This is a genomic window from Streptomyces sp. NPDC006463 (genome assembly GCF_042870715.1).
Lineage (GTDB): Bacteria > Actinomycetota > Actinomycetes > Streptomycetales > Streptomycetaceae > Streptomyces.
In genome coordinates this window covers 13,927-35,812 of sequence record NZ_JBIAHP010000041.1, presented here as the reverse complement: position 1 = coordinate 35,812, position 21,886 = coordinate 13,927, and the positions used below count along the sequence as shown (strand labels likewise).

Below are 21,886 nucleotides of genomic sequence, written 5' to 3'. Positions count from 1 at the left end.
AGTTGCCTGCGTGTCACGACCACAGTCCTACCGGGTTCCACCCCGCGAAGAGGACAGAACCCAGGAACTGATCACGACATCACACAGGCCCTAGTTGGCACCACCGGCCTCTGCAGCATGGCTCTCGGCCGTCGGCTGTCCCGTCCGCCTCGGGCAGGGTGGCACACGGGCATCGCCTCGGCCGGCACATCCTCAACGGCGGCGTGAACGCGTCACCCAGCGCACCGGCCGGGCGGGCTATCGGCCGATCTCCGGCGGAGGGCTCACCAGTAGGCGCGGTCGTCCCAGGACCGGAAGTCCGCGAACTCAACAGGGTCGTCTTCCTCGTCCAGGGCGGCGAACCCATGCGTGACCAGGGTGCCGCGTTGCCAGTCGAGGAGGGTGTCGATCAGGCCGCCCTCCAGCGGCGGTCCCTGGTCCGCGTGGCGGGGCCAGACGATCAGCGGCCATGTGTCGGGATCCCCGCCCTCGGTGAGCCAGCCGAGGTAGTCGCCGTCGATGGAGTTGGCGAAGGGGAGGAAGCCGCCGGGCTCGGGCCAGATGGCCAGCGGGTACCAGCCCGCGTTGCCGTCCTTGAGCTGCCGGTAGGCGTCCGCTGTGTCCTCGACGTGCGTGAGGAAACGCCGCTCGCCGGTCCGGAGCGGGGTGTGGAAACGCAGCCACCCGCTCCAGATGCCAGCGCCGTACCCGTCCATCAGCCGTACGTACTCCCCGGGCAGCCGTGTGCCCAGCTCGGCGAACAGCCGCTCCCAGGAACCGTCGCCGAGGTACGGCCGCTCGGGTGGCGGCGACAGCAGCCGCAGCCCGTCCAGCCCGGTGCCGCTCCCCAGCGCGATTCGGCGCTCGGCCTCGGTGAGCCGAGGCGGGACCGGCGCCGGCGGGATCCACGCCTCAGCGTCAGGAAGGAAGGCGGTCCGCGCGACAGCGCCCGGCAGTGGGCCCAGCAGCGGGCCGGGAGGAGAAGGGAGCTCCCAGGTGTCACGGACGGTGTGCCGCAGATAGTCGGTGAGCGTCAGGTCGTACCGGTGCCACCGGAGCAGGCCACTGCCCGGCACCGTCCCCGAGTGCTGCACCACCACGGTCCACTTGTCGGGGTCGACGGAGGCCGAGGTGTCCCAGAACAGTTTGTCGCTGCCCCGCGTGCACCCCCAGGCCAACAGGCCGCCGGGCTCGGGGTGGAACACGGGCCGCTCGGCCTCGGACAGCTCCCGCGCCTCGATCCGTGCCTCCCGGTGCGTCGCGCGCAGCCACTCGCCGTAGTCGAAGCGGTCCCGCTGGACGCACGGCACGTGAATCCACACGAACTCACCGAAGTCCACCGGCCCGTACCGGTCGGCAAGCCGCTTGTAATCAGCCGGCAGCCGCAGTCCGAGCCAGTCCTCGACGGCCGCCCAGTCGATGGGTACAGAGGAGGGCGGGCGCCCGGTGGAAGGGGTGGCAAACGCGCCTATGTTCGATGTCAATTGACGTCCTTCAGCGTGCGTCATGTGCTCGGCAGATTCTTCCGTCTCCGCGGGCCAGGCGGAAATCGGGCGACGGCGGGTATGCCGCGAGGGTCGGACCGGCGCGCTTGGAGGACGAGATTGCCCGCAGGGCGGCGAACTGGACCTGGAGTGGAATTGACCGAGGTGGGCGAGGAAGCACAGCATGCGCTGGTTGACCTGACCTTGGTGACAACAAGCTCGCCTACGTGTCAACTACCCTGCTTCGGCTCACCGGCGGGCGGGCGCCCGGCCAGTAGCACCGTCCGGGATCAGTCGACGTCGAGGTAGTACGCGCCCGCCGCGGCGTCGGCGAAGAGCGTGAAGCGGACCTGCTGCGGAACCGTCTTGGTGCCGTCTGCCTGCTCCACGGGCTCGGCGTGGACCAGCACGAGCTCCTCATAGCCGTCGACGAAGTTTCCCGGCCCATCCGCCACACCGACGTGGACGGGAGTCTCGTCGGGTACTGCGGTGAGGGCGGACCGCAGCTGCCCTGACCATAACTGCGGCGCGTGATCGAACATCTCAGCCATGAGGCCAGAGGCTAGGGTGCGCGACAGCCCGCCGTGCCGCGCCGCGCCGGTGAGAGCAGCTCATCGGCCGCGAACGCCGGCTCGAGTAGCCACACCGGCGGCTCGGGCAGCGGCCGCCGCCGCGCGGCGAGGGCTTCACGTTCCTCGGCGGTGCTCAGCGCCCGTTCGGCCCGGCCCAGCTCGGCCCGCAGGTGTAGGTGACCACGGTGCGCAGGCGCGGCAGATCAGGAGGCAACTCGGCCGCTGGGTCGCGTGAACTGCAAGGTGCGTAGGGCGTCGGCGAGCGAGATGCGGCGCTCGCCGGGGGCCTGGACGTACCAGAAGCCGTCGATGTCGCGGGCGTGCAGAGTACCGAGGTAATGCTCGGGGCCCTGTCGGCCCCGGGGGTATACGCACCAGGTGGGACGGGCGGTGTCGCTCGGGTGGATGCATTCGATGGGCACACCGTCGATGGTGGTGGTGAAGATGTCGTTCCAGGTTCGTGGGTCTGATTCGGGTACGTCGACACCGTAGGACGGAGGATCAGACGAGGGGCAAGGTCTCATCAGGGGATGTCCTTGCGGACGGGACCGGGTGGAGCGGCGTCGTGCCGTCGTGGAACTGGGGGAGCAAGAGCATGTCCGGCGTCAGCAGAGCGCGGAGTTGGGTAAGCGGTAGAGCCTCGTGGCGCAGAACCAGCCCCGTGGTCAGCAACTCCGCAACGGGCTCGGCAAGGTGCGGCGGGAGCCAGGCGGCCGCGGTGCGTGCCTTGTCGGTGGCGACGGGCGGGTGAGCGCGTGGCGGCTGGGCCAGGGCCTGTGTGGTGTCGTGATCAGTTCCTGGGTTCTGTCCTGTTCGCGGGGTGGAATCCGGTAGGACTGTGGTCGTGACGCGCAGGCAACTCACCAATGCTCAGTGGAAGTTCATCGAGCCGTACCTGCCGATCGGTAGGTACGGCCCGTACCCGGAGCGGTTGCGGGAGCAGTTCGAGGGTGTGATCTGGCGGTTCCGGTCCAGCGGTCAGTGGCGGGAGATGCCCGCCGAGTTCGGTCCCTGGGCCACTGTTTACGGACGCTTCCGCGTCTGGCGGGACGCCGGTGTCTTCACCGCCCTGCTCGAAGGCCTCATCGCCGAGGCTGCCGGCACGGGAAGAACGGACTTATCGCTGGTCAGCGTGGACTCCACCACGGTCCGCGCCCACCACGACGCCGCAGGGATGCGCGTCAGCAAGCACCTCATGGACGCCCTGGAAAATGCCGCGCAGGAGCAGGAAGCAGCCCGGCAAAAGGGGGCAGGCCGGAGGAACAGAACGGACAAGCCGAGCGTCGGCGCATCCGACGCCGGCGCAAGCTCCGCCTGAAGGAAGCCCTGCTCGGCCGGTCCCGGGGCGGACTGACCAGCAAACTTCATCTCGCCGCGGACCGTAGGTGCCGTCCGCTCGTGTTGGTCCTGACCGGCGGGCAGGCCGGGGACAGCCCTCAGTTCATCCCGTACTCGCGAGAGTCAGAATCCGCCTGCCCGTCGGCCGTCCCCGCACCAGGCCCGGCGCGGTCGCCGCGGACAAGGCCTACTCGTCTCACGGCAACCGCACCTACCTGCGCAGACGCGGTATCAAGGCAGTCATCCCCGAGAAGAAGGACCAGGCCGCCAACCGGAGGAAGAAGGGCGCCCGAGGCGGCCGACCCGTCACCCACGACGCAGCCCTCTACAAGGAGCGGAACACCGTCGAGCGCCTGATCAACAAGCTGAAGGCCTGGCGAGGTATTCGCCACCCGCTACGACAAGTCATACGAAAGCTACCTCGCCGGCGTCCACCTCCGCGCCGCAATGATCTGGATCGACGACCTCTTGAAGACGACCGACTGATCACGACATCACACAGGCCCTAAGCGGTCGTCGCGTGTGATGGGGTGCGCTCGTGTCGTTCAGGCTTCTGTGGGGCGGGGTGATCCTTCGGATGCAGAGTGGGCGCGCGTCGAAAAGCGTGGGCCGGGTGGGGCGCTGGAGGAGGTCACCGCAGGGGGCCGAGATGGCGCCCCGGCGCTTCACGTCAAGCGGGCAGACGGAGCCTCTCCCAGGTCGTCCTCGAACAGCCACGGAAGCCCCGTGCAGCCGGTGTGCCAGTCAGCCATCTGCCGCACGTGCCGGGCGACCGCGAGCCGCGGTAGGGGCCGGGCCTGTCCGGTGCCGGTGCATGTGGTGCATTGGATCGGGGCCCCGTGCGTGGTCAGGATTGCACCGCGTCCCTGGCAGGGGCAGCAGAACAGGGCCCGGTCGAGAGTGCAGGAGGCGTCGCCAGGCGGTCGCCGCCTACGCGGTCGTTGTGGCCGATCAGCAGCGGTTCGGCGCTGTTCAGGGCGAGGGGCAATACGCCGCACAGGTGGAGCAGGCGGGTGTCGGCCCGATCTCCGGGGACACCGCTGACGCGGAAGCGGTCAAGGTGGTAACGCGCACGCACAAGACCCTGATCTGGGAGCGGACCCGCACCACGCAGCGGCTGCGGCACGCCCTGCTCGACTACTTCCCCGCCGCCCTGGAGGCGTTCGAGGACCTGGACGCCCCCGACGTCTTGGAACTGCTGGCCAAAGCACCTGAGCCGGCAGTCGCAGCGAAGCTGACGACCACACAGATCAGTGCGGCCCTCAAGCGCGCCCGCCGGCGCGACATCGCCGACAAGGCCACCAAAATCCAGGCCGCACTGCGCGCCAAGCACCTGGGCCAGCCCGCCGCTGTGACGGCGGCCTACGCCGACTCGGTGCACGCTCTTGTCGCGCTGCTGGTCACCTTGAACGAGCAGGTCAACTTCCTGCACGGGCAGGTCGAGGACTACTTCGGTCGGCACCCCAACGCTGAGATCATCCGCTCCCAGCCCGGAGTGGGCCCGATACTCAGCGCCCGGATCCTCGCAGTATTCGGCGACGATCCGCACCGCTACGCCAGTGCGAAGGCCCGCAAGAACTACGCTGGCACCAGCCCGATCACCCGCGCCTCCGGCAGAAAGAAGGCCGTGACCGCCCGGCACGTCCGAAACGACCGGCTCATCGACGCCCTGATCGCCCAGGCCTTCTCCGCACTTCGGATCTCCGCCGGTGCCAGGGCCTACTACGAGAAGCAACGGGCCCGCGGCATCGAATTCAATGCCGCCCTGCGCCAACTGGCCAACCGGCTCGTCGGTATCCTGCACGGCTGCCTCAAGACCGGCACACCGTACGACGAGGCGACAGCTTGGTCTCAGCGGGCCCACGCACTCGCCGCGTGACACTACAGCTCGGGCAACCGGTCAACGGGTGTGGGGGACCGCCGCTCTTCCAGCCAGTAGAGGTAGATCCGGAGGTCAGTTGCCAGGCCATCGGCGATGTAGAGCTCGAAGTCGCGGACGGCAGCGGCGATGCCCTGGCCTGCCCGGGCATCGCTCTCATCCCATTTGCTCCGCTGCTCGGACAGGTACTGCACGACCTGGCTGCGGTTACGCCACCACTCTCGAACCGTTTCCGGTGTCCATCGCGAGTCGCCATCACAGCCGTACCCGAGGAACGGGTCGTTGTTTGCCGCCTCGACCAGCAGGGCCGTGTCCGCAGGCGTTCTGGGCTGGCGATAGACGTACTCGCTGAGGTACTCGCCTCCATAGAGGACGTGGGCGGGTGCCGAGAGCCTTCCCGTCCAGCAGGTGTCGGTCTCCCCGCCGTAGAAGGGCCCGGGGACGTTGAGACACAGTCGGTCTTCCCAACGGCCGCGAAAGGCATCGCCGTCGTTGCCGAGGATGGCCACCGGGTCGAAGTAGAGCGTCATCCGCCGAGACTAAGGGCTGTCCCGTAATCCCCGGTGGGTCAGCGCACGGCGTCGGATGCGGTGCATCGCAAGGCGGAGGGGCGCCCCCATACTGGGCGTATTTCCGACAACGCGGCGAGGTGCCGTAGCCGGCGTCGTGCGCCCGCCGGGGATTACGGGACAGCCCTTAGGGCATTCGTTCGAGCTGAACGACGGACTGCCCATGAGAAGGGAACTATCTGGTCTCCGTGGGCTTACGTACTCGCCGTTTGACTCTCCAGCTCATGGGATGTCTGTCAAGTTCTTCTGTTCAGCTTCTGGATGCCCGTGGCTTCACGTAGTTTTTCGCCTCTGACAAGATCACTGCCATGACCGTCTCGTTCCGCATCGATCGAATCCTCGGTGACCGCCCCTTCGCCGAGGTCGGTGATCCAGTCCTCGCCGTCGACGACGAGAGTCGCGGCTTGTTGGCAGTGGCAGGCACACACGTGGCGGTGGCGGGGGTCCCCGACTTCGGCAGCATTTCACCTGTCGGTGTCTACGACACCGATAATCTGGCTTGCCGGGCCCTTCTCCGTGCGCGGTATCCCGTACATGCCATGGCTTTCCACCCCCGGCACCCCCTGCTTGCCGTCGGTACAGGCGACTACGACGGCGGTTACTTCTTCGAAGGGGAACTGCTCCTTTTGGACCTGGAAACAGGCAGGAGCACATCGCTCATCGAGCACGAACTCGGCCGCCAGGTCCTGAGCCTGGAGTGGCTCAACGAGCAGGAACTTCGTGTGCTGATGGCGCCGTATGACGACTGGCAGGACAAAGACGCGTGGAATGAGGGACACGTTGCGGTAGTGCCCCGGCCCGACTGGAGGGCCGTACCGCCCCGGTCGCTCACCGGACACGACCTGGCCGGACCACGAGTAGCGGCCCCGCGAACCGACCGTCGAGAGGACGCACGTCAGGGGGTCTCCAGCCTGAGCAGCGAATGGGACCCGCGTCGCAACGTCCGCGCAGTCGAGAAGCTGTCCGACGGCAGGATCGTGGCGAGCCTCGACGGGATCCAGTTGGAAGCCTGGTTGTCCTCAGGACAGCGGCAATGGGCTGTTCAGGACGACGACGGTGGCGGCCGCGACCTTGTCGTAGCCGCAGATGAGCGATCGGCGTGGGTCAGCCTGATGCGGCCCCCGTGGCAGGAGCACGCTGAGGCCGTGGTCCGACTGTCGCTCCAGGACGGGGCGCGGCTCGACCGCTTCACTCCGGCGGGGGCGGTGTCCCTGGTGCGATGTGCTGACGGCCTGCCCGCCCTTGCACCCGCCGGCAGGAACGGAGCGCGAAGCAGATTGCGTATCCGGCGCTGCAGCCGGGTCTACTTCCGGGAAAGTGTCCCCAGGAAGAGCGGGCAGAAACCCGGATCAGGTGACGCCTGGCTCGCGGCCGTGGAACCGAAGAGCATACCGGTCGCCGAACGTCCGCGTGAGCCGAGAAAGGCGGAGGCCCGTCGTCTGTCTCCCTACTCCTGGACGCCTGGCGAGACACACTTCGCAGGCCCCGGCGTGGAGACTGCCGACGGCGACCTGATCCATGCTGGCACTGTCTACCACGGCCACGGATTGCAGCCAGGTGGATCGTTCGTCGTACGGCGCGCGGTGGTCGGAGAGAAGCCGACATGGGTCTTCCGGACAGACCGGAAAGCCACGGACCTCGACCACGACATGGAATCCGTCTACGTCACATACGACGACGGCGAGCTCGTCATACTCGATCTCCATGACGGCAACGTCCGCTGGCGCCAGCACCTGGTTGCGGCCGGAGTGCCCGTCGTGCCGACCGCGTTGACCGTCACCGAACCCGGCCGCCTGCTCATCGGTACCACTGACGGACGACTCCTGGACTGCTCGACCTTCTAGGGCCTGTATCGAAAGTATTTTCTAGTACTCCAGCTGTAGATCGCGATCTTGCTGGTCGGGGTTGTGGTCATGGGGACGGATCGATATCGGATCGCGTGAGGCGGTCGCCAACTGGCACGCTGCGTGCATGAAGCACGCGGAAGTACTGCTCATCGGGGGACGGGCCGGTGTCGGCAAGACGACGGTGGGGTGGGAGGTTTCGGCGCTGCTGCGCGCCGCGGTGGTCTCCCATGCGGTCATCGAGGGTGACTTCATGGGGCAGGTGCATCCGGCACCAGAGGGTGACCCCCGCCGTTCGGAGATCACCGAGAGGAATCTGACGGCCGTGTGGGAGAACTTCGCCCGGCTCGGCTACCGCCGTCTGATCTACACGAACACTGTCAGTGTGCTGCCTGAGGCGACCGGCATTTTCGAGCGCGCCATGGGGGCGGAGGTGCGCATCACGCGGGTCTTGCTCACTGCTTCCGACGCCACCGCCCGCGAGCGGCTGGTCGGCCGGGAACTCGGCTCGGAGCTGGAGCAGGAGTTGGAAGGCAGTGTCCGTAAGGCACTGGTTCTGGACCAGAGGGCCTGCGCAGGGACCGTGCGGGTAGTGACGGACGGACGGCCTGTCGTGGACATCGCGCGCGAGGTGGTGGCCGCCACCGGCTGGGACGGGCAGCATGCCGCCAGCTGCTGACGATCGTGCCCTGGGGTGGTCCGGGAACGGGTGCGGCCACTGGTGATCATCGGTGTGTGAAAACAGAAGATCAGACGGTGGCCGCAGGTCACAGCATAGATCCTGCCCGCTGGCAGGAAGCGTTCGAGTTCCTGATGGGCCGTATCGCGGGACGGTTCCTCCGGGTGGAACTACGACGCCGGGCCCGGGCGTTCGTGCTCGGGCTTTGTCGGACCTGCCGCGCAAGAACTGCTGGACACTCGCCGAGCATGCCGGGGACGCGACCCCATATGGTCTGCAGCACCTGCTGTCGAGGGCCAAGTGGGACGCCGACGCGGTACGCGACGACATCCGCGGCTTCGTCGTCGAGCACCTGCACCACCAGGACGCGGTGCGGGTCGTGGATGAGACCGGCGACCTGAAGAAGGGCACCCACACCGTGGGCGTGCAGCGCCAGTACACCGGCACCGCCGGACGCATTGAGAACAGCCGGGTGGCTGTCTACCTCGCCTACTCCACCCCGCTCGGGCACGCGGCGATCGACCGGGAGCTGTATGTCCCGCGTTGCTGGACCGACGATGTGGCCCGCTGCCGGGCCGCCGGGATACCCGACACCGTCGGCCCGCGTGATCGGCCGCGCACTGGACGCCGACGTCTGCGCATCCTGGGTGGCCGGCGACGAGGTCTACGGAGGCAACCCGCACCTGCGAAACGAGCTGGAGAGACGCGAGATCGGCTACGTCCTTGCCGTCGCCCGTGACCACCAGATCACCACCCGCGCGGGCAACCTCCGCGCCGACGCCCTGGTCGGAAAGCTGCCGAAGCGGGCCTGGCAGAAACTCTCCGCCGGCGCCGGAGCCAAAGGGCACCGCTTTTACGACTGGGCCCTGGCCGACATCACGGACGACCGGCCCGGCCACCACCAGCTGCTCGTCCGCCGCAACCGGCGCACCGGCGAACTCACCTTCTACCGCTGCTACTCAGCCACCCCGGCGCCGCTGTCCACCCTGGTGCAGGTCGCCGGACGCAGATGGACGGTCGAGGAGACCTTCCAGTCCGGCAAGGGCCTGGCCGGACTCGACGAACACCAGGTCAGACGCTGGACGTCCTGGCACCGCTGGGTCACCCTCGCGATACTCGCCCATGCCTTCCTCGCCGTCGTCCGCGCCGAACAACACGCCCGCCACCCCGGGCCCGACGGACTGATACCGCTCACCTGCAACGAGATCCAGCACCTGTTCAACGCGCTCGTCATCCGGCTCGTCCACAACGCGGCCCACCGGCTCGGCTGGTCCCACTGGCGACGCCGCCACCAGGCCCGATCCCAGACCAGCCACTATCAGCGACAAGCCGCCCAGGCATGAAGATCGCGATCTACAGCTGGAGTGCTAGGAGATCGTCAGGCTGCCCGGCTACGGTGCGGGCATGGTGAATTTCGTGCTGGTTGCAGGTGCACGGCTTGGGGCGTGGGCGTGGGGCGAAGTGGTGCCGTATCTGCGTGCGGCTGGCCACGGCGTCTATCCGTTGACGCTGTCCGGTCTTGCTGACAAGCGGGGTGTACCGGCGGGGCAAGCGACTCACGTCCAGGACATCGTTGCCGAGGTAGAACGCCAGGGTCTGCGTGACGTGGTCCTGGTGGGTCACAGCTACTCGGGCATCCCGGTCGGTCAGGCTGCGGAGCGGATCGGTGACCGACTGGCCCGCGTGGTGTTCGTCGACTCAAGTGTTCCAACTGACGGCGAGTCGTTTGTCGCTGCCTGGCCGGACGGCGGGGCGGCAGTGGAGTCATCGATCGCCGAGAACGGAGGGTTTTGGCCGCTCGCGCCAGCTGCTCACTACGATGGCGAAGGTCTCACCGATGAGCAGATCGCACGCCTCGTGCGTGGCTCGACGCCTCACCCAGGTGCCACGCTGACCGAGCCCGCTGTGCTGTCGGGGCCGCTCGGTGAACTTCCGGCGACATACATCCTGTGCGTGATGCCAGGGGCCGAGCCCGATGACGCCGAGCCCGATGATGATGTGGCCGAGCTGCTGAACAGCAAGTGCTGGCGGCTGGCCAAGATGGACACCGGCCACTGGCCGATGTTCTCCCAGCCGCGCGAGCTGGCGCAGATTCTCCTCAATGCTGCCGTGGAGTGAGAGCACCTCCACGCCTGCGGGGCTCGTTTTGAACGCGCTTGATGTGTGCTGGTCACAGCCATTCGCCGATGGCCGCTATGAGGACGGTCGCCTCATAGCGGACCGCTGGCATGTCGTATCGCGTGGCGACGGCGCGGTACCTCTTGAGGCGGTTGATCCCACACTCGACCGCATGGCGCTCACGGCAGTCGACTGGGTCGAACTTCGGCGGCCGGCCGCCGCGAGAGCGGCGCTGCTTGCGGTGTCGCGCCTGGTCGACCTTGTCCGGGATGGGGGTGCAGCGGATCCCCCGGCGACGCAGGTAAGCGCGGTTCCTGCGGGAGGCGTACGCCTTATCAGCACGCACCCGATCGGGACGGACGCGCGGCCGGCCCGGCTCGATGCGGGGCACGCGGACCTTCCTCAGCACGGGTTCAAACTGCGGCGAGTCGCCGCGCTGCCCGGCTGTTACCACGATCGACATGGGCTTCTGGCCCTGCTCGACGGCCAGGTGCACCTTGGTGGTGAACCCGCCGCGCGAGCGTCCCAGTCCATGATCTCGGGGCTCGGTTAAGACACCACCCGGTGGTTCCCTCTGAAGGTCACCCTGCTTCCGGGCTCCAGCCGCGTGCTGATGGGCGCGGCACACCGTGGAATCGACGCTCAGATCCCATGCGATCGCACCCTTCGCATCAGCCAGGGACTGGAGCCGGCTGAAGATCCGGTGCCAGGTGCCGTTTCGCGGCACAGGATCCGCTCGGGTGAGGTGTGGGCGTCGGGCCGCAGCCAGCACGTGACATCGACGGCCAGGACCAGTCGGCCGTCGGCAGCCCGGGGCAGCGCCACCGCCGCCAGTGCCTGCCGCAGCCGGGAGATGTCGACCCGGCCGCGGGCCACAGCAGCGTAGAGCCCGCCACGGCCGCGGCGGGACTCGCCCACCAGCGACAGTTCGGCCAGCGCCCTCACCGGCCCGTCACCGCACAAGACCGCGTCGGTCAGCTCGAACAACGCGTCCGAACGAGCGGTCAGGCAGGAGTAGAACTCACTCCGGAAGCGTGACAGTTCCGCCAATGCACCTTGCCGGACACCTTCATGCGGCAGACTCATCCCACGGCCTTCGCCCTGGATGTGAGTGTTTCCTTGGTCGGAGCACATGATCCAGACGAAGGCCGCTTCCGCGTACGGCGGTTACCGAACCGAGTGATCAAGTACGAGGCATCGTTTCGACCTCGGACGTTAAAGATCAAGTTAGGTGAACAAGCGCAGCGGGCTATACCCGCGTATCCATGTCGAAGGCAATGGCTGCGGGGTGTGGTCTCGGAGTCCGGCGCCGTGCTGCGGATCGAGACCACCGCCAGGGGGACGGACGATTCCGCTTATTTTTGACCCGCGGCTCGAACATGCCGTGAACGGTTTTTCACGGTCACCGACACGATCAGCGGTTAGGGGAACCTGCGGATCTTCTGCTGTACAACGGTGCCCGGTGACTATCGGCGTCAGCAGCCGGTCCAGAGGAAGGGACAGCCGAATGCGGGCCATCGTAGGGGACAGGCTCCTTGTCCATGGCCGGATCGTGGGGCAGCAGGACCGGACGGCAGAGGTCATCGAGGTGCTCGGCGAGAACGGCTCCCCGCCCTATCGGGTCCGTTTCGAGGACGGGCACGAGACCGTGATGTCTCCAGGCCCAGACACCGTCGTCCGCCATTTCACGTCTGGTGAGGAGTGACGAGTAGTCGGCTTGGCCCGGCTGGAACCTGCGGCTCCCGGGCAACTCGGGTGGCGGTCTGATCGAACGGCTCCTCGGACGTGACCGCCCGTTACGCAGTTCCGTGGTTGTGACGACGGCCTTCGCGTGATCCTTGGCCGCCGTAGTAACGGCGGCCAAGAACGCTCTTCACCGTGATTGGACACCGGCCGCCCTGGGCGGGTCATCACCGACGCCGTATACGCCACGACCACGCGACTGCGTGGCGTCCCATGTAGCGCAGAGAGTGAAAATGTAAAAACTGGTTCCGCCGGATCTGCTGGAGCCCAAAACTGGCTCAGGGAACTAGCCCGCCGCCTGGTTGAACAGCGCCACCGCACGCTCGGTGCCCGTCCACGGCCGCCCGTGCAAGAACGCGCTCCGAACTTCCGCCCCCGCTCCGCATCCTGGAACGGGGGATAGCCGTAGGCGTCCCGGAACTCCCATCCGTGCTGTACGCCGTGGGACTGCGGATGCGGGCCGGCGATCTCTCGCCTCCTGGAAACGGGACGGAATATTGTGGCGACGACCGGTAGTTGGCGGAGGCCGAACCGGTCACTGTGAGTTGTGGTCACGCCTCGTGCCCGGAATGACCTCCGGGCACGAGACAGCCAGGCAATCGGCTCAGCCCCTAGCTGAGCACGTGGGTGTCGTTGGCGTCCCGGTCGATGTAGGCGTCGGCGTAGCGTTGGGTGTCGTTTTCGACCCAGTCCTGGTAGCCGCGCATCCAGTTCCGCAGACCCGTGATGACCCTTGCATCTGCACCCTGACCGGGGGCCTGTGGTGGAGCTACTACGACGAGCGTGAGGTGACGCTGGCCGGGGCCCTGAACATCGACCACATGGTGCCCCTGGCCGAGGCCTGGGACTCTGCGGCCTCGAACTGGAGTGCGGCGCGGCGTGAGGCGTTCGCGAACGACCTCGGGCAGGAGGCTTCCCTGGTCGCGGTCACCGCCCGCTCGAACCGGCAGAAGGCGGATCAGGATCCGGCCCGGTGGCTGCCGCCGTCGGAAGACGCGCTGTGCCGGTACGGCGCGGAGTGGACCGCGACCAAGCTCCGGTGGGGCCTGGCGGTCGACGAGCTGGAGCGGGATCGGCTGCTGGACATCGCGGCGGGCTGCGGTGGCACCGACGTGGAGTTCACCCCGGCCCCGTAGGGCGGCGCAGACGACGTCGCACCACGCACGGAGCAACGACCGACCGACATTGCGGACGCTCTAGCGTCCGGACCCGCGTCGCCCCAGGCACCGGCGCGGCTTCACCCAGGGCAGAAGGCCACTCCCTTCCCCCCGCGCTCCGGATCCTTAGGGTGAGGGGGTGAGCACTCATGCGCCGAACGAGTCCCGCGTCATCTCCCTGCGCCCGCAGGCCCCGTCGCCTGGTTCCGGCGGGGCGGCCGGCGCCCCGCGGCGACCCGTGGGGGGTCCACAGCCACGCGCGCCGAGGGAGCCTCTGTGGCGTGACCTCGTCGGCGACGTGCTGCGGCGCGAGCGGCTCGCCCAGGAGCGCACGCTGAAGGACGTCTCGGAGGCGGCCCGGATCTCGATGCCGTACCTGTCGGAGGTGGAGCGCGGACGCAAGGAGGCATCCTCCGAGGTGCTCGCGGCCGCCGCCCAGGCCCTCGGGCTCGGCCTCGCCGACCTGCTGCTGCTCGCCGGTGACGAGCTGGCCCGGCACGCCCGGAGCCGGGTGGTCCGGGGCCGCACGTCACCCACGTCGCCCACGGCGCAGTACGACGGCTTCTGCCTCGCCGCCTGAACGGACCGGGCCCACGGGCCGGTACGACGGGGCGCGCCCCCGCCGTACCGGCCGGCTCGCTGGCCCTCGGCCACGGCCGCGCGGGCTCAGACGAACGCGAACCGTCGGCTCAGCACCTCGTCGGCGAGCCCGTAGGCCACGGCCTCCTCGGCGGTGAACACCTTCTCCCGGTCCATGTCCGCGCGCAGCGTCGCCACGTCGTGGTGTGTGTGCCGGGACAGGACCTCCTCCACCTGCGAGCGGATGCGGACCATCTCCTTGGCCGCGAGGCTGAGGTCGGAGACCGTCCCCTGTCGGCCGCCGCTGGCCGGCTGGCCGAGCAGCACCCGCGCGTGCCGGAGCACGAACCGGCGCCCGGGATCTCCGCCCGCCAGCAGCACCGCCGCCGTCGACGCCGCCTGACCGACGCAGAAGGTGGAGATCGGCGCCTGCACGAACGTCATCGTGTCGTAGATCGCCATCAGCGAAGTGAACGATCCGCCGGGCGAGTTGAGATAGATCGAGATCTCCTGCTCCGGGCTCGCCGACTCCAGGTGAAGGAGCTGCGCGATGACCACGTTGGCGACCCCGTCGTCCATCTCGGTGCCGAGGAAGATGATCCGCTCGTTCAGCAGCCGGCTGAAGACGTCGTAGGACCGTTCGCCCTGTGCGGTCCGCTCGATCACGTAGGGAACCGTGTACGACCCCATGTCACAGCCCCGTCCGTCGGCGCGGCGTGGCCGGGCGGATGTCGGCGAGCGACTCCACCACCCGGTCCACCATCCCGTACTCTCTGGCCTGTTCGGCCGTGAACCAGCGGTCCCGGTCGCCGTCCCGCGCGATCGTCTCCTCGCTCTGCCCGGTGTGCTGGGCGGTGATCCGCTCGACGGCCTTCTTGGTGAACTGGAGGTTCTCCGCCTGGATCTCGATGTCCGCGGCGGTGCCGCCGATTCCCGCCGAGGGCTGGTGCATCATGATCCGCGCGTTCGGCAGCGCGAACCGCTTGCCGGGCGTCCCCACGGTGAGCAGGAACTGGCCCATGCTGGCGGCGAAGCCCATCGCCAGCGTCGAGACGTCGTTCGGGATGAGCCGCATCGTGTCGTAGATGGCGAGACCCGCGGTGACCGACCCGCCGGGGCTGTTGACGTACAGGCTGATGTCGGAGCGCGGGTCCTGCGCCGACAGCAGCAGCAGCTGCGCGCACACCCGGTTGGCCGACACCTCGTCGACCTGGGTGCCGAGGAGGACGATCCGCTGGTCGAGCAGCCTTGCCGCGAGGTGGTCGTCGAAGTGGCCGGGCGGTGTGTCGCCCTCCTCCGCGCGGGGCGCGAGCATGGTGAGGGGAGTCATTTCTTCTCCTTGTCGAGGCGGGGTGCCGTCGACTCCACTCTTGACCTCGGGAACCCCCCGGACGCCGTTCCTCTGCCCCCGGCAGATCCGCCACGGGCGGACACGACGTCACGGCACTCGTAGTCGAACCTGATCAGCTCCTTACCCACGCTGGAGTCGAACGGTCTGTCACGTCTTCAGCACCGGATCAACGGCGGGTAGGGGAGCGCGGCCCAGCGCTTCTCTTCCGTGATCCGTCGCCGAACCCGGTTCACGGTGTCTTCGCGTGCTTCGAGAGAGACCGCCTGGCCGTGGGTGATCACTGCCGTATCGGTGACCTGGGCCAGCGAGAACCGGATGGTGGATCGGGTCGACCGGGCCGGCAGGTGCAGGCGGGCGACACCTGCCGGGAGTTCGGCGCGCAGCGCTCCGTGCCGACAGATCCACAGCGTGGGATGCCCGCGCAGCGTTTCGTTGCGGAGCTTGTCCACGGCGGTTCCGTCGTCCTCATGACGCTGCCCGCCGTCGAGGACGCGATGGCGGCTGCGGCCTGTGGGGCAGCCCGGCAAGGCGTGTCGGCGTACGACTCACTATGTCCAGTCGCGTACGTGGGGTGGTGCGCAGGCTCTACGGCTTGAACCAGTGGCGATATAGACACTCAAGGTGTCATGATGACATTGTGAGTGTCGATGAGCGTGCGAAGCATGAACCCCCGTCGGGGCCGCTGCTGTACGAAGTGATCCGCAGTCTGTGGCCGCTGCACCGCACGGTCGTTCGTGCCGTGCAGCGGGAGCTGTTGGGCACGGGGATGACGGCTGGTCAGCATGCGGTGATGGACGAACTGCGCAGGGGCGGCCCCCGCACGGTTCCTCAGCTGGCCCGCCTGCTGGGCCTGGACCGCCAGCCGGTCCAGCGTCTGGTGAACGATGCGACAGCCCTGGGGCTGGCCGAGAGCGCGCCCAACCCGGAGCACCGGCGCTCGCGCCTGATCCGGCTCACCCCGAAAGGGGAATCCACCATCAGGAGCATCCAGGAAGCCGAGGAAACCGAACTGTGGCGGCGGCTGTCCGATCTCACCTCCGGTGACGTCACGACGGCTCTGCGCGTACTCCGTCGCCTCGGAGAGGAGTTCAGGGACCTCGCACAGGATGCCCCGCTACACCCCACGGATCGAGGAGACGACCCACGATGACGCATGCGCGGACACACCCGGTCACAGCCGCCACCGTACCCGTCGAGGCGGGCGAGCTCTTCTACGAGTCGGCCGGCGAAGGACCCACCGTCGTACTGCTCCACGGCGGCATGCTCGACCTGAACATGTGGAACGAGCAGTTCTCATGGCTCGCGGGCCTGGGATACCGCGTGATCCGCTATGACGCCCGCGGCCACGGGCGTTCCTCCACCGTGGCTGGGGACTACGCCCACCACGACGATCTACACGCTCTGCTCACGCACCTCGATGTCCCGGGCGCCACGCTCGTAGGGCTTTCCCTCGGGGCGCGGACCGCCGTCGATACGGCGATAGTTCATCCGGAGTCTGTGTCGGCACTGGTCCTTGCCTCGCCCGGGGTGAGCGGCCGGCCCTTCGTCGACCCCTACGTCGCGCACCACACCGCACAGCAGATGGCCGCGATGGGCGACCCGGACGGCGGCGCGCAGCGGTTCGTGGAACACTTTCTCCGGATGTGGGTGGACGGGCCGTACCGTGAACCGTCCCAGGTCAGCCGCAAACTGCGTGAGCGGATGCGTTCTTCGGCGTCCGCAAATGTCGTGCGGCATGCTCGCGGCCTCGGGGCCGGAATACCGAGAGAAACCGGTGCAGCGGGACGGCTGGCCGCCATCGGCGTGCCCACCCTGGTTCTCGACGGAGAACTCGACAGCAGTGACATCTCGTCAAACGCTCAGGCCATCGCCCAAACCGTTCCCGATGCGAGGCACCAACGGTTCGCCTCGGCAGCCCACATGGTCAACCTCGAGAGCACGGCACTCTTCAACCTCGCGGTCAAATCCTTCCTCGTGTCCACGACTGACCTCAACTGAGCACGTTCACCGGCTCTGTCGCTGATCTTGTGATCGGCTGGTGGTCAGGTTCTGAGGAGGATCCGGGTTCGGAGGAGGTCGAGTTCGGCTCGGCCGTATCCGGCTCGCTTGATCAGCTTGACTCTGGTGACCTGGCCTTCGACTTGGCTTGACAGACCTCTCCGGAGCACCCGGCCCGGACGGGCACCGAAACCGACAACGTCGTCTGCACCCGGAACATCACCACGGTCCGCCCCAAGTTGCCGCCCGCGATCACCAGCGGGCGACGCCCGCCTCCCACCCCGTCGCGGTCCACGGCACCGTCCAAGCGGTCCGTACCGACAACGGAGGCCGCCAGTACGTCACCCTCGCCACCGACGTCCCCGCCCAGCAGGGCCGCTTCCACGTCGTCCTGCGCTCCCTGTACGACAACCTCATCACCCCGCTCACCCCCGGCACCTGCGTGCTGGCCCTCGGAGACTGGTCCGTCCTCACCCGCAGCCACAACGCGCAGCTCCGACTCTTCGCGGACGCGCACTGGCAGATCGCCTACTGGAACGACGACGAAGCAACCGGCCGCCCCACCACGCCGACGTGCCCGCCGCCTGTCACAGCCCGCCAGCGAGCAGCGGCCAAGAACCAGAAGCCCGCGGCGAAGCAACCGGCACCGGTGCCGCGGCCGGCCGCACCCTCCCCACCGAAACGGCCAGCCACGCCCTACCCGGACAACACCGACCGTGTCATCAAGGCCGTCCCTGCGTCGCCCCCTCCCCTCACTCCGGCACCCACCCACGGGCCACCGCCCGTGCCGCCCCAGGCCCAGCACCCGTCCCCGCCACCAGCACAGGCACCGGTCGAACCCGCCGAGGTGTTCATCCCTCCGAAGCCAGCCGGGCCTCCGCCGCCCGTTCCTCCTCAGCGGCGCAAGGGCCTGCTCCGCTGGCTGGGCAAACGCCGGTGACTTCGGCAAGGCGCTCTTTTACCCCCTGTCTGGGAGAACCCGCTCCTGGTGGGGCCGCTGCGGATAGGGTCGGGGCAGCTCGTGCCAGCATGGGTGTACGGGGCAGGCCCGGTGCCCAGAGCGCTCTGGGGGCACTACCACCGGGCTGTCCCGCCCGCATCGGCTATCGAGCTGCCAGTGCTCTGGTGTGGACGGTCAGGTATTTCCCAGCCAGAAGTTCACGCGTTTCCCCAGGGGGATCCCGTAGTCGACTCCGTCGGCACCAGCCGCCCGTCGGAGACGCCCGTCCTTGTGACGCGCTTCGGCTGCCCGGCCTACAGCTGGATCGCCGCCTCCCCCAGAACGCCAAAGGTTCCGGCGAGAATACGGGCAATTGTCCGGTTTTAACCGAAAGGGCTGCCCGTATGACTCGTCGCTGGTTCACATCCACCCTGTGCGCGCTCGTACTCCTGGCACCAGGGTCACTCGGCGCGGCTTCGGCCGCCGAGGGCGGGGGCCCCCCTTTGCGGGTCATGACCCGCAACCTCTACCTGGGCGCCGACCTCGCGCCCGTCCTCGCCGCGACCAGCTCACAAGGGCTCGTCACGGCGGTGACCGCGGTGTGGGCGAATGTCCAGGCGACGAACTTCCCCGAGCGCGCCGAGGCTCTGGCCGACGAGATCGCCGAAGCCGACCCTCACCTCGTGGGCCTCCAGGAAGCCGTTCTGTGGCGCAGCCAGACGCCGGCCGGGCCGGGCAGCGCCACCCACGTGGAGTACGACTTCCTGCAGATCCTTCTCGACGAGCTCTCCGCCCGGGGCAAGCACTACAAGGCCGTGGCCAGCGTCACCGTCGGCAGCGACTTCGAGGCCCCGCGCTCCACACCCAGCGGCCTGCAGGACATCCGCCTCACCGACCGCGACGTACTCCTGGCCCGCACCGACCTGCCCGCACACAAGTTCTCCGTGGCGAACGCGCAGGCCGCCCGGTTCCAGAACCACGTGCCCATCTGCCGCCCCGTGCTGGGCTGCCCGCCCAACCCACCCCTGCGGATCGAGCGCGGCTGGGGCGCGGCCGACGCCACGCTGCGAGGCCGCACCACCCGGGTGGTGACCACGCATCTCGAGCCCACCGCCCCCACCGTCCAGGAAGCACAGACCGATGAACTGCTCGCGGGCCCGCTAAACACCACGCTCCCCACCGTGCTGCTCGGCGACCTCAACTCGGCGGCCGGCGGAGTCGGCGCGACACCGGGGACGAACACCCAGAGCTACAACCGCCTCCTGGCCGCCGGATTCACTGACGCCTGGATCGCCACCCGCCACCGCAACCCCGGCTTCACCTGCTGCCAGGCCCCCGACCTGCGCAATCCCACCTCCAACCTCACCCAGCGCATCGACTACGTGCTCTTCCGCGGCAAGGCCACCGCACTGTCGACCAACCTGGTGGGCGAGGCGCAGGCCGACCGAACCCCGTCAGGACTGTGGCCCTCCGACCACGCCGGCGTCAGCGGTGTGCTCCGGCTGCGTTGAGTGACACCCACACAGGAGTAGGACCCTTCGGGAGGGGGCACCTCCAACGCCCCCAGGCGGAGGCTCCGCCACAAGGGCCTCCGCCTGGGGAATTACGTGGCGCTCAGGGTGTGTCAATCGAACGGCTCTGTCTCACATTCGGTGGTGACGGGTGGTGTTGTCAGAGGAGGATGCGGTGGCAGAGCAGGGTGAAGCCTGCTCGTCCGTGCATCTGGCGGGCCATCCGCTTGGTCTTGGTGTTGATCCCCTCGGTCGGGCCGTTGCTGTACGGAAGTATGAGCGCGGCGGCGGTCTCGCTCGAGGCCGCGGGTGAAGGCGTGCAGGTGCGGCAGGTCGGCAGTACGGACCTGGGCGATACTCACCGCGGAAACCCGCAGGTTCTTCCACAGGCGCCAGCGTCACCACACAACGTGCGCGGCTACTTCGGCGGCCCGCACGTCCGCTACGTCCTGGACGAGAACCCTTTGAATTTCTGATCAATACCTGTCACGACCGCCTCTGTCTCTTAGCCTTGCGCAGGTCACACCAAATCCTGTAGCAACGCCCGCATTCGGTTTCTACAGTCGCCGCATGGCCACCGAGACGAGAGCCCAAGTCAGCCCGACATCACCGTGATGCTCAAAGACCAGACCAGTGCCTGCAAAGCAGCACGCGACGCCATCGCCGTCGGCGGCGAGGTAATGCTCTTCGACGGACGGCCGCCACAGTGGATGGTCTTCGGCATCGCTGCGTCAAGGCTGAGATGGTCGTTGAAGATCGGCCTGACGACCCTCGGCCTCGACGAGACCGTTGAGAACCTCCGCGCTCGGCACCGCGACGAGCAACTGCGTACCGGCAACATCGTTGCAGCGGACCGAACTTGGTTCTTCACCCTGTACTTCGACGCCACCGGGACCGAGCTCCTGGCATGCAGCGGTGTCCAGAACGAGCGCCCCCCGCGCAGGAACGCTCAGAAGCTCCAGCTGTAGAGGCCACCACCCGTGTCCACCGCAGACACCGCAAGCCGGGCAACTCCTTGCAGGACCGCCAGTAGATCATCGTCGGTCATGTCGTCCCGTCCTCGGACCGGAGCCGCGTGGTCCAGCGGCCTGCCAGCTCTTCCAGTTCGGCGGAGGTCGTGTTGGCCAGTGCCCGGGTCAACCGCTGCGGCAGAGCGAACACCTCAACGCCGTCGTTCAAGGGTGCAGTGACCCACTCCGGCCACGGCCGCCACGCATAGATCTGCTCAACCGGCGGGGCATCGGCTGAAGGCTCCTCGAAGTACATGTCCCATTCGGCGATGGCACTGTCCGGGTCAATGAAACGGCAGGTCACTGATTCAAAGGCCTCACCAGGTCCCCGCAGGCGCGTGGCAGCAGCGGTCTCGTCGTCGGCGGCGAGGAAGAACACTATGTCGTGGGCCATCTGAGCATGATGGCAGCCCGCCGAGCTGACGCGATTGACGGATATCGAGGCCAGGTGACATGTGTCTCGACCAGTCATATGCGGCTGAAACCCCGCTCTGGACTGCACGGCTTCTGTCAGTGGCCTCTGTCAGGATCTCCCGGTCAACATCGTGATCAGGAGTGACCATGGGCACTTGGGACGTCGGCCCCTTCGACAACGACACCGGACGTCGGCCCCTTCGACAACGGCACCGCAGCGGACTCTGGCGGTGACCTTGATGAGGTAGCTGCAGGCGAACGTGAGGGCATGTGTCGGGGGGGGGGGGGGGGGCGGCCGCCCCCCCCCCCCCGGGGGGGGGGCGGGGGGGCGGGGCCCCCCGCGCCGCCGCCCCCCCCCCCGCGCCCGGCCCCCCCCCCCGGCTCGGGGGTTGGGGTGTGGTTGGGGTTTGTTTCTGTCTGCGCCGTGGGTGTGCGGGGGGCCGGGGGCCCCCCCCCCCCCCCCCCCCCCCCCGACATGGGGTGCGACGGGTGGGAGCCGGCCCGCCTTGATGCAGGGCCCGGACCGGTGCTCGGTGCCCCGCAGTGGCAGGCCTGCTGCCTGCGACCCTGCGCTTACCGCGCCGGGCCCGTCGCGAGCGGTATTGGGGTCTGTGTGGGTGGTTCCGGGCGGTGTGGGGCGGGTCGTGGGTCTTTATCGTGGGCGGGTCCGCTGCTCGGCACTCTGCTGCTTGGTCGATACGGGCGGCGGAAGGGGCTGGCA

The 21,886-nt window shown here is 68.2% G+C and carries 20 protein-coding genes and 5 pseudogenes; 14 read left to right on the top strand and 11 right to left on the bottom strand.

Going from position 1 to position 21,886, the window contains the following annotated elements; translation table 11 throughout:
* Positions 1-263: 263 nt before the first annotated feature.
* The 3 genes from ACFYOB_RS39225 to ACFYOB_RS39215 form a co-directional block, all read right to left on the bottom strand.
* The gene (locus tag ACFYOB_RS39225; protein WP_388569223.1) at positions 264-1,463 is read right to left on the bottom strand and encodes an SMI1/KNR4 family protein; all 1,200 of its coding nucleotides are present in this window, start codon (positions 1,461-1,463) and stop codon (positions 264-266) included.
* Positions 1,464-1,753: 290 nt separating this feature from the next.
* Positions 1,754-2,014: a DUF6225 family protein gene (locus ACFYOB_RS39220; protein WP_388569221.1), complete on the bottom strand. Its 261-nt coding sequence runs from the start codon at positions 2,012-2,014 to the stop codon at positions 1,754-1,756.
* A 224-nt stretch (positions 2,015-2,238) separates the two neighbouring features.
* Positions 2,239-2,457: a hypothetical protein gene (locus ACFYOB_RS39215; RefSeq protein WP_388569219.1), complete on the bottom strand. Its 219-nt coding sequence runs from the start codon at positions 2,455-2,457 to the stop codon at positions 2,239-2,241.
* A gap of 422 nt (positions 2,458-2,879) precedes the next feature.
* Here ACFYOB_RS39215 and ACFYOB_RS39210 point away from each other — a divergent pair.
* Positions 2,880-3,859, top strand: a pseudogene (locus ACFYOB_RS39210) (IS5 family transposase).
* A gap of 457 nt (positions 3,860-4,316) precedes the next feature.
* Positions 4,317-5,252 carry a transposase gene (locus ACFYOB_RS39205; protein WP_388569217.1) on the top strand — a complete coding sequence of 312 codons (936 nt, stop codon included), beginning with the start codon at positions 4,317-4,319 and terminating at the stop codon, positions 5,250-5,252.
* Between the two features lie 2 nt (positions 5,253-5,254).
* On the opposite strand, the gene ACFYOB_RS39200 is transcribed toward ACFYOB_RS39205, so the two are convergent.
* Positions 5,255-5,782: a ferredoxin gene (locus tag ACFYOB_RS39200; protein ID WP_388569215.1), complete on the bottom strand. Its 528-nt coding sequence runs from the start codon at positions 5,780-5,782 to the stop codon at positions 5,255-5,257.
* Between the two features lie 347 nt (positions 5,783-6,129).
* Here ACFYOB_RS39200 and ACFYOB_RS39195 point away from each other — a divergent pair, with 347 nt between their 5' ends.
* The 4 genes and pseudogenes from ACFYOB_RS39195 (at position 6,130) to ACFYOB_RS39180 (ending at position 10,462) form a co-directional block, all read left to right on the top strand.
* Positions 6,130-7,665, top strand: coding sequence for a hypothetical protein (locus ACFYOB_RS39195; protein WP_388569213.1), 1,536 nt, complete (start codon positions 6,130-6,132; stop codon positions 7,663-7,665).
* A gap of 127 nt (positions 7,666-7,792) precedes the next feature.
* Positions 7,793-8,344: an AAA family ATPase gene (locus tag ACFYOB_RS39190; protein ID WP_388569211.1), complete on the top strand. Its 552-nt coding sequence runs from the start codon at positions 7,793-7,795 to the stop codon at positions 8,342-8,344.
* Positions 8,345-8,478: 134 nt separating this feature from the next.
* Positions 8,479-9,687: pseudogene (locus ACFYOB_RS39185) on the top strand (IS701 family transposase).
* 61 nt (positions 9,688-9,748) lie between these two features.
* On the top strand, positions 9,749-10,462 hold the full coding sequence (locus ACFYOB_RS39180) for an alpha/beta fold hydrolase (RefSeq protein ID WP_388569209.1): 714 nt from the start codon (positions 9,749-9,751) through the stop codon (positions 10,460-10,462).
* A 52-nt stretch (positions 10,463-10,514) separates the two neighbouring features.
* On the opposite strand, the gene ACFYOB_RS39175 is transcribed toward ACFYOB_RS39180, so the two are convergent.
* Together ACFYOB_RS39175 and ACFYOB_RS39170 are read right to left on the bottom strand one after the other, a co-directional pair.
* Positions 10,515-11,189, bottom strand: coding sequence for an IS5 family transposase (locus ACFYOB_RS39175; RefSeq protein ID WP_388569207.1), 675 nt, complete (start codon positions 11,187-11,189; stop codon positions 10,515-10,517).
* Positions 11,168-11,548, bottom strand: a pseudogene (locus ACFYOB_RS39170) (transposase); the annotation flags it as partial. The pseudogene ACFYOB_RS39170 and the gene ACFYOB_RS39175, both read right to left, overlap by 22 nt.
* 421 nt (positions 11,549-11,969) lie before the next feature.
* Here ACFYOB_RS39170 and ACFYOB_RS39165 point away from each other — a divergent pair.
* From ACFYOB_RS39165 to ACFYOB_RS39155, 3 genes and pseudogenes are all read left to right on the top strand, one after another.
* The gene (locus tag ACFYOB_RS39165; protein ID WP_388569205.1) at positions 11,970-12,167 is read left to right on the top strand and encodes a DUF1918 domain-containing protein; all 198 of its coding nucleotides are present in this window, start codon (positions 11,970-11,972) and stop codon (positions 12,165-12,167) included.
* 778 nt (positions 12,168-12,945) lie between these two features.
* Positions 12,946-13,341: pseudogene (locus ACFYOB_RS39160) on the top strand (HNH endonuclease family protein); the annotation flags it as partial.
* A gap of 160 nt (positions 13,342-13,501) precedes the next feature.
* Positions 13,502-13,942, top strand: coding sequence for a RodZ family helix-turn-helix domain-containing protein (locus ACFYOB_RS39155; RefSeq protein ID WP_053690120.1), 441 nt, complete (start codon positions 13,502-13,504; stop codon positions 13,940-13,942).
* Positions 13,943-14,028: 86 nt separating this feature from the next.
* Here the strand turns inward: ACFYOB_RS39155 and ACFYOB_RS39150 are convergent, their stop codons facing one another.
* From ACFYOB_RS39150 to ACFYOB_RS39140, 3 genes are all read right to left on the bottom strand, one after another.
* On the bottom strand, positions 14,029-14,631 hold the full coding sequence (locus tag ACFYOB_RS39150; protein WP_388569203.1) for a ClpP family protease: 603 nt from the start codon (positions 14,629-14,631) through the stop codon (positions 14,029-14,031).
* Position 14,632: 1 nt separating this feature from the next.
* Positions 14,633-15,271, bottom strand: a complete 639-nt coding sequence (locus ACFYOB_RS39145; protein ID WP_387126804.1) for a ClpP family protease — start codon at positions 15,269-15,271, stop codon at positions 14,633-14,635.
* 176 nt (positions 15,272-15,447) lie between these two features.
* Positions 15,448-15,741 (bottom strand): hypothetical protein, encoded by a 294-nt coding sequence (locus ACFYOB_RS39140; RefSeq protein ID WP_388569200.1) that lies wholly within the window; start codon positions 15,739-15,741, stop codon positions 15,448-15,450.
* Between the two features lie 188 nt (positions 15,742-15,929).
* Here ACFYOB_RS39140 and ACFYOB_RS39135 point away from each other — a divergent pair, with 188 nt between their 5' ends.
* From ACFYOB_RS39135 to ACFYOB_RS39120, 4 genes are all read left to right on the top strand, one after another.
* Positions 15,930-16,442: a MarR family winged helix-turn-helix transcriptional regulator gene (locus ACFYOB_RS39135; RefSeq protein WP_388569197.1), complete on the top strand. Its 513-nt coding sequence runs from the start codon at positions 15,930-15,932 to the stop codon at positions 16,440-16,442.
* A complete protein-coding gene (locus ACFYOB_RS39130) occupies positions 16,439-17,290 on the top strand; it encodes an alpha/beta fold hydrolase (RefSeq protein ID WP_388569194.1) in 852 nt (283 codons plus the stop codon). Before ACFYOB_RS39135 ends, ACFYOB_RS39130 begins: the two co-directional genes overlap by 4 nt.
* A 148-nt stretch (positions 17,291-17,438) precedes the next feature.
* The gene (locus ACFYOB_RS39125; protein WP_388569191.1) at positions 17,439-18,230 is read left to right on the top strand and encodes a hypothetical protein; all 792 of its coding nucleotides are present in this window, start codon (positions 17,439-17,441) and stop codon (positions 18,228-18,230) included.
* Positions 18,231-18,742: 512 nt separating this feature from the next.
* The gene (locus tag ACFYOB_RS39120; RefSeq protein ID WP_388569188.1) at positions 18,743-19,741 is read left to right on the top strand and encodes an endonuclease/exonuclease/phosphatase family protein; all 999 of its coding nucleotides are present in this window, start codon (positions 18,743-18,745) and stop codon (positions 19,739-19,741) included.
* 160 nt (positions 19,742-19,901) lie between these two features.
* Here ACFYOB_RS39120 and ACFYOB_RS39115 read toward each other — a convergent pair.
* Positions 19,902-20,097, bottom strand: a pseudogene (locus ACFYOB_RS39115) (ISL3 family transposase); the annotation flags it as partial.
* A gap of 258 nt (positions 20,098-20,355) precedes the next feature.
* Here ACFYOB_RS39115 and ACFYOB_RS39110 point away from each other — a divergent pair.
* Positions 20,356-20,709 (top strand): hypothetical protein, encoded by a 354-nt coding sequence (locus tag ACFYOB_RS39110; RefSeq protein WP_388569185.1) that lies wholly within the window; start codon positions 20,356-20,358, stop codon positions 20,707-20,709.
* Between the two features lie 76 nt (positions 20,710-20,785).
* Here the strand turns inward: ACFYOB_RS39110 and ACFYOB_RS39105 are convergent, their stop codons facing one another.
* Positions 20,786-21,145 carry a hypothetical protein gene (locus ACFYOB_RS39105; RefSeq protein WP_388569183.1) on the bottom strand — a complete coding sequence of 120 codons (360 nt, stop codon included), beginning with the start codon at positions 21,143-21,145 and terminating at the stop codon, positions 20,786-20,788.
* Between the last annotated feature and the right edge of the window lie 741 nt (positions 21,146-21,886).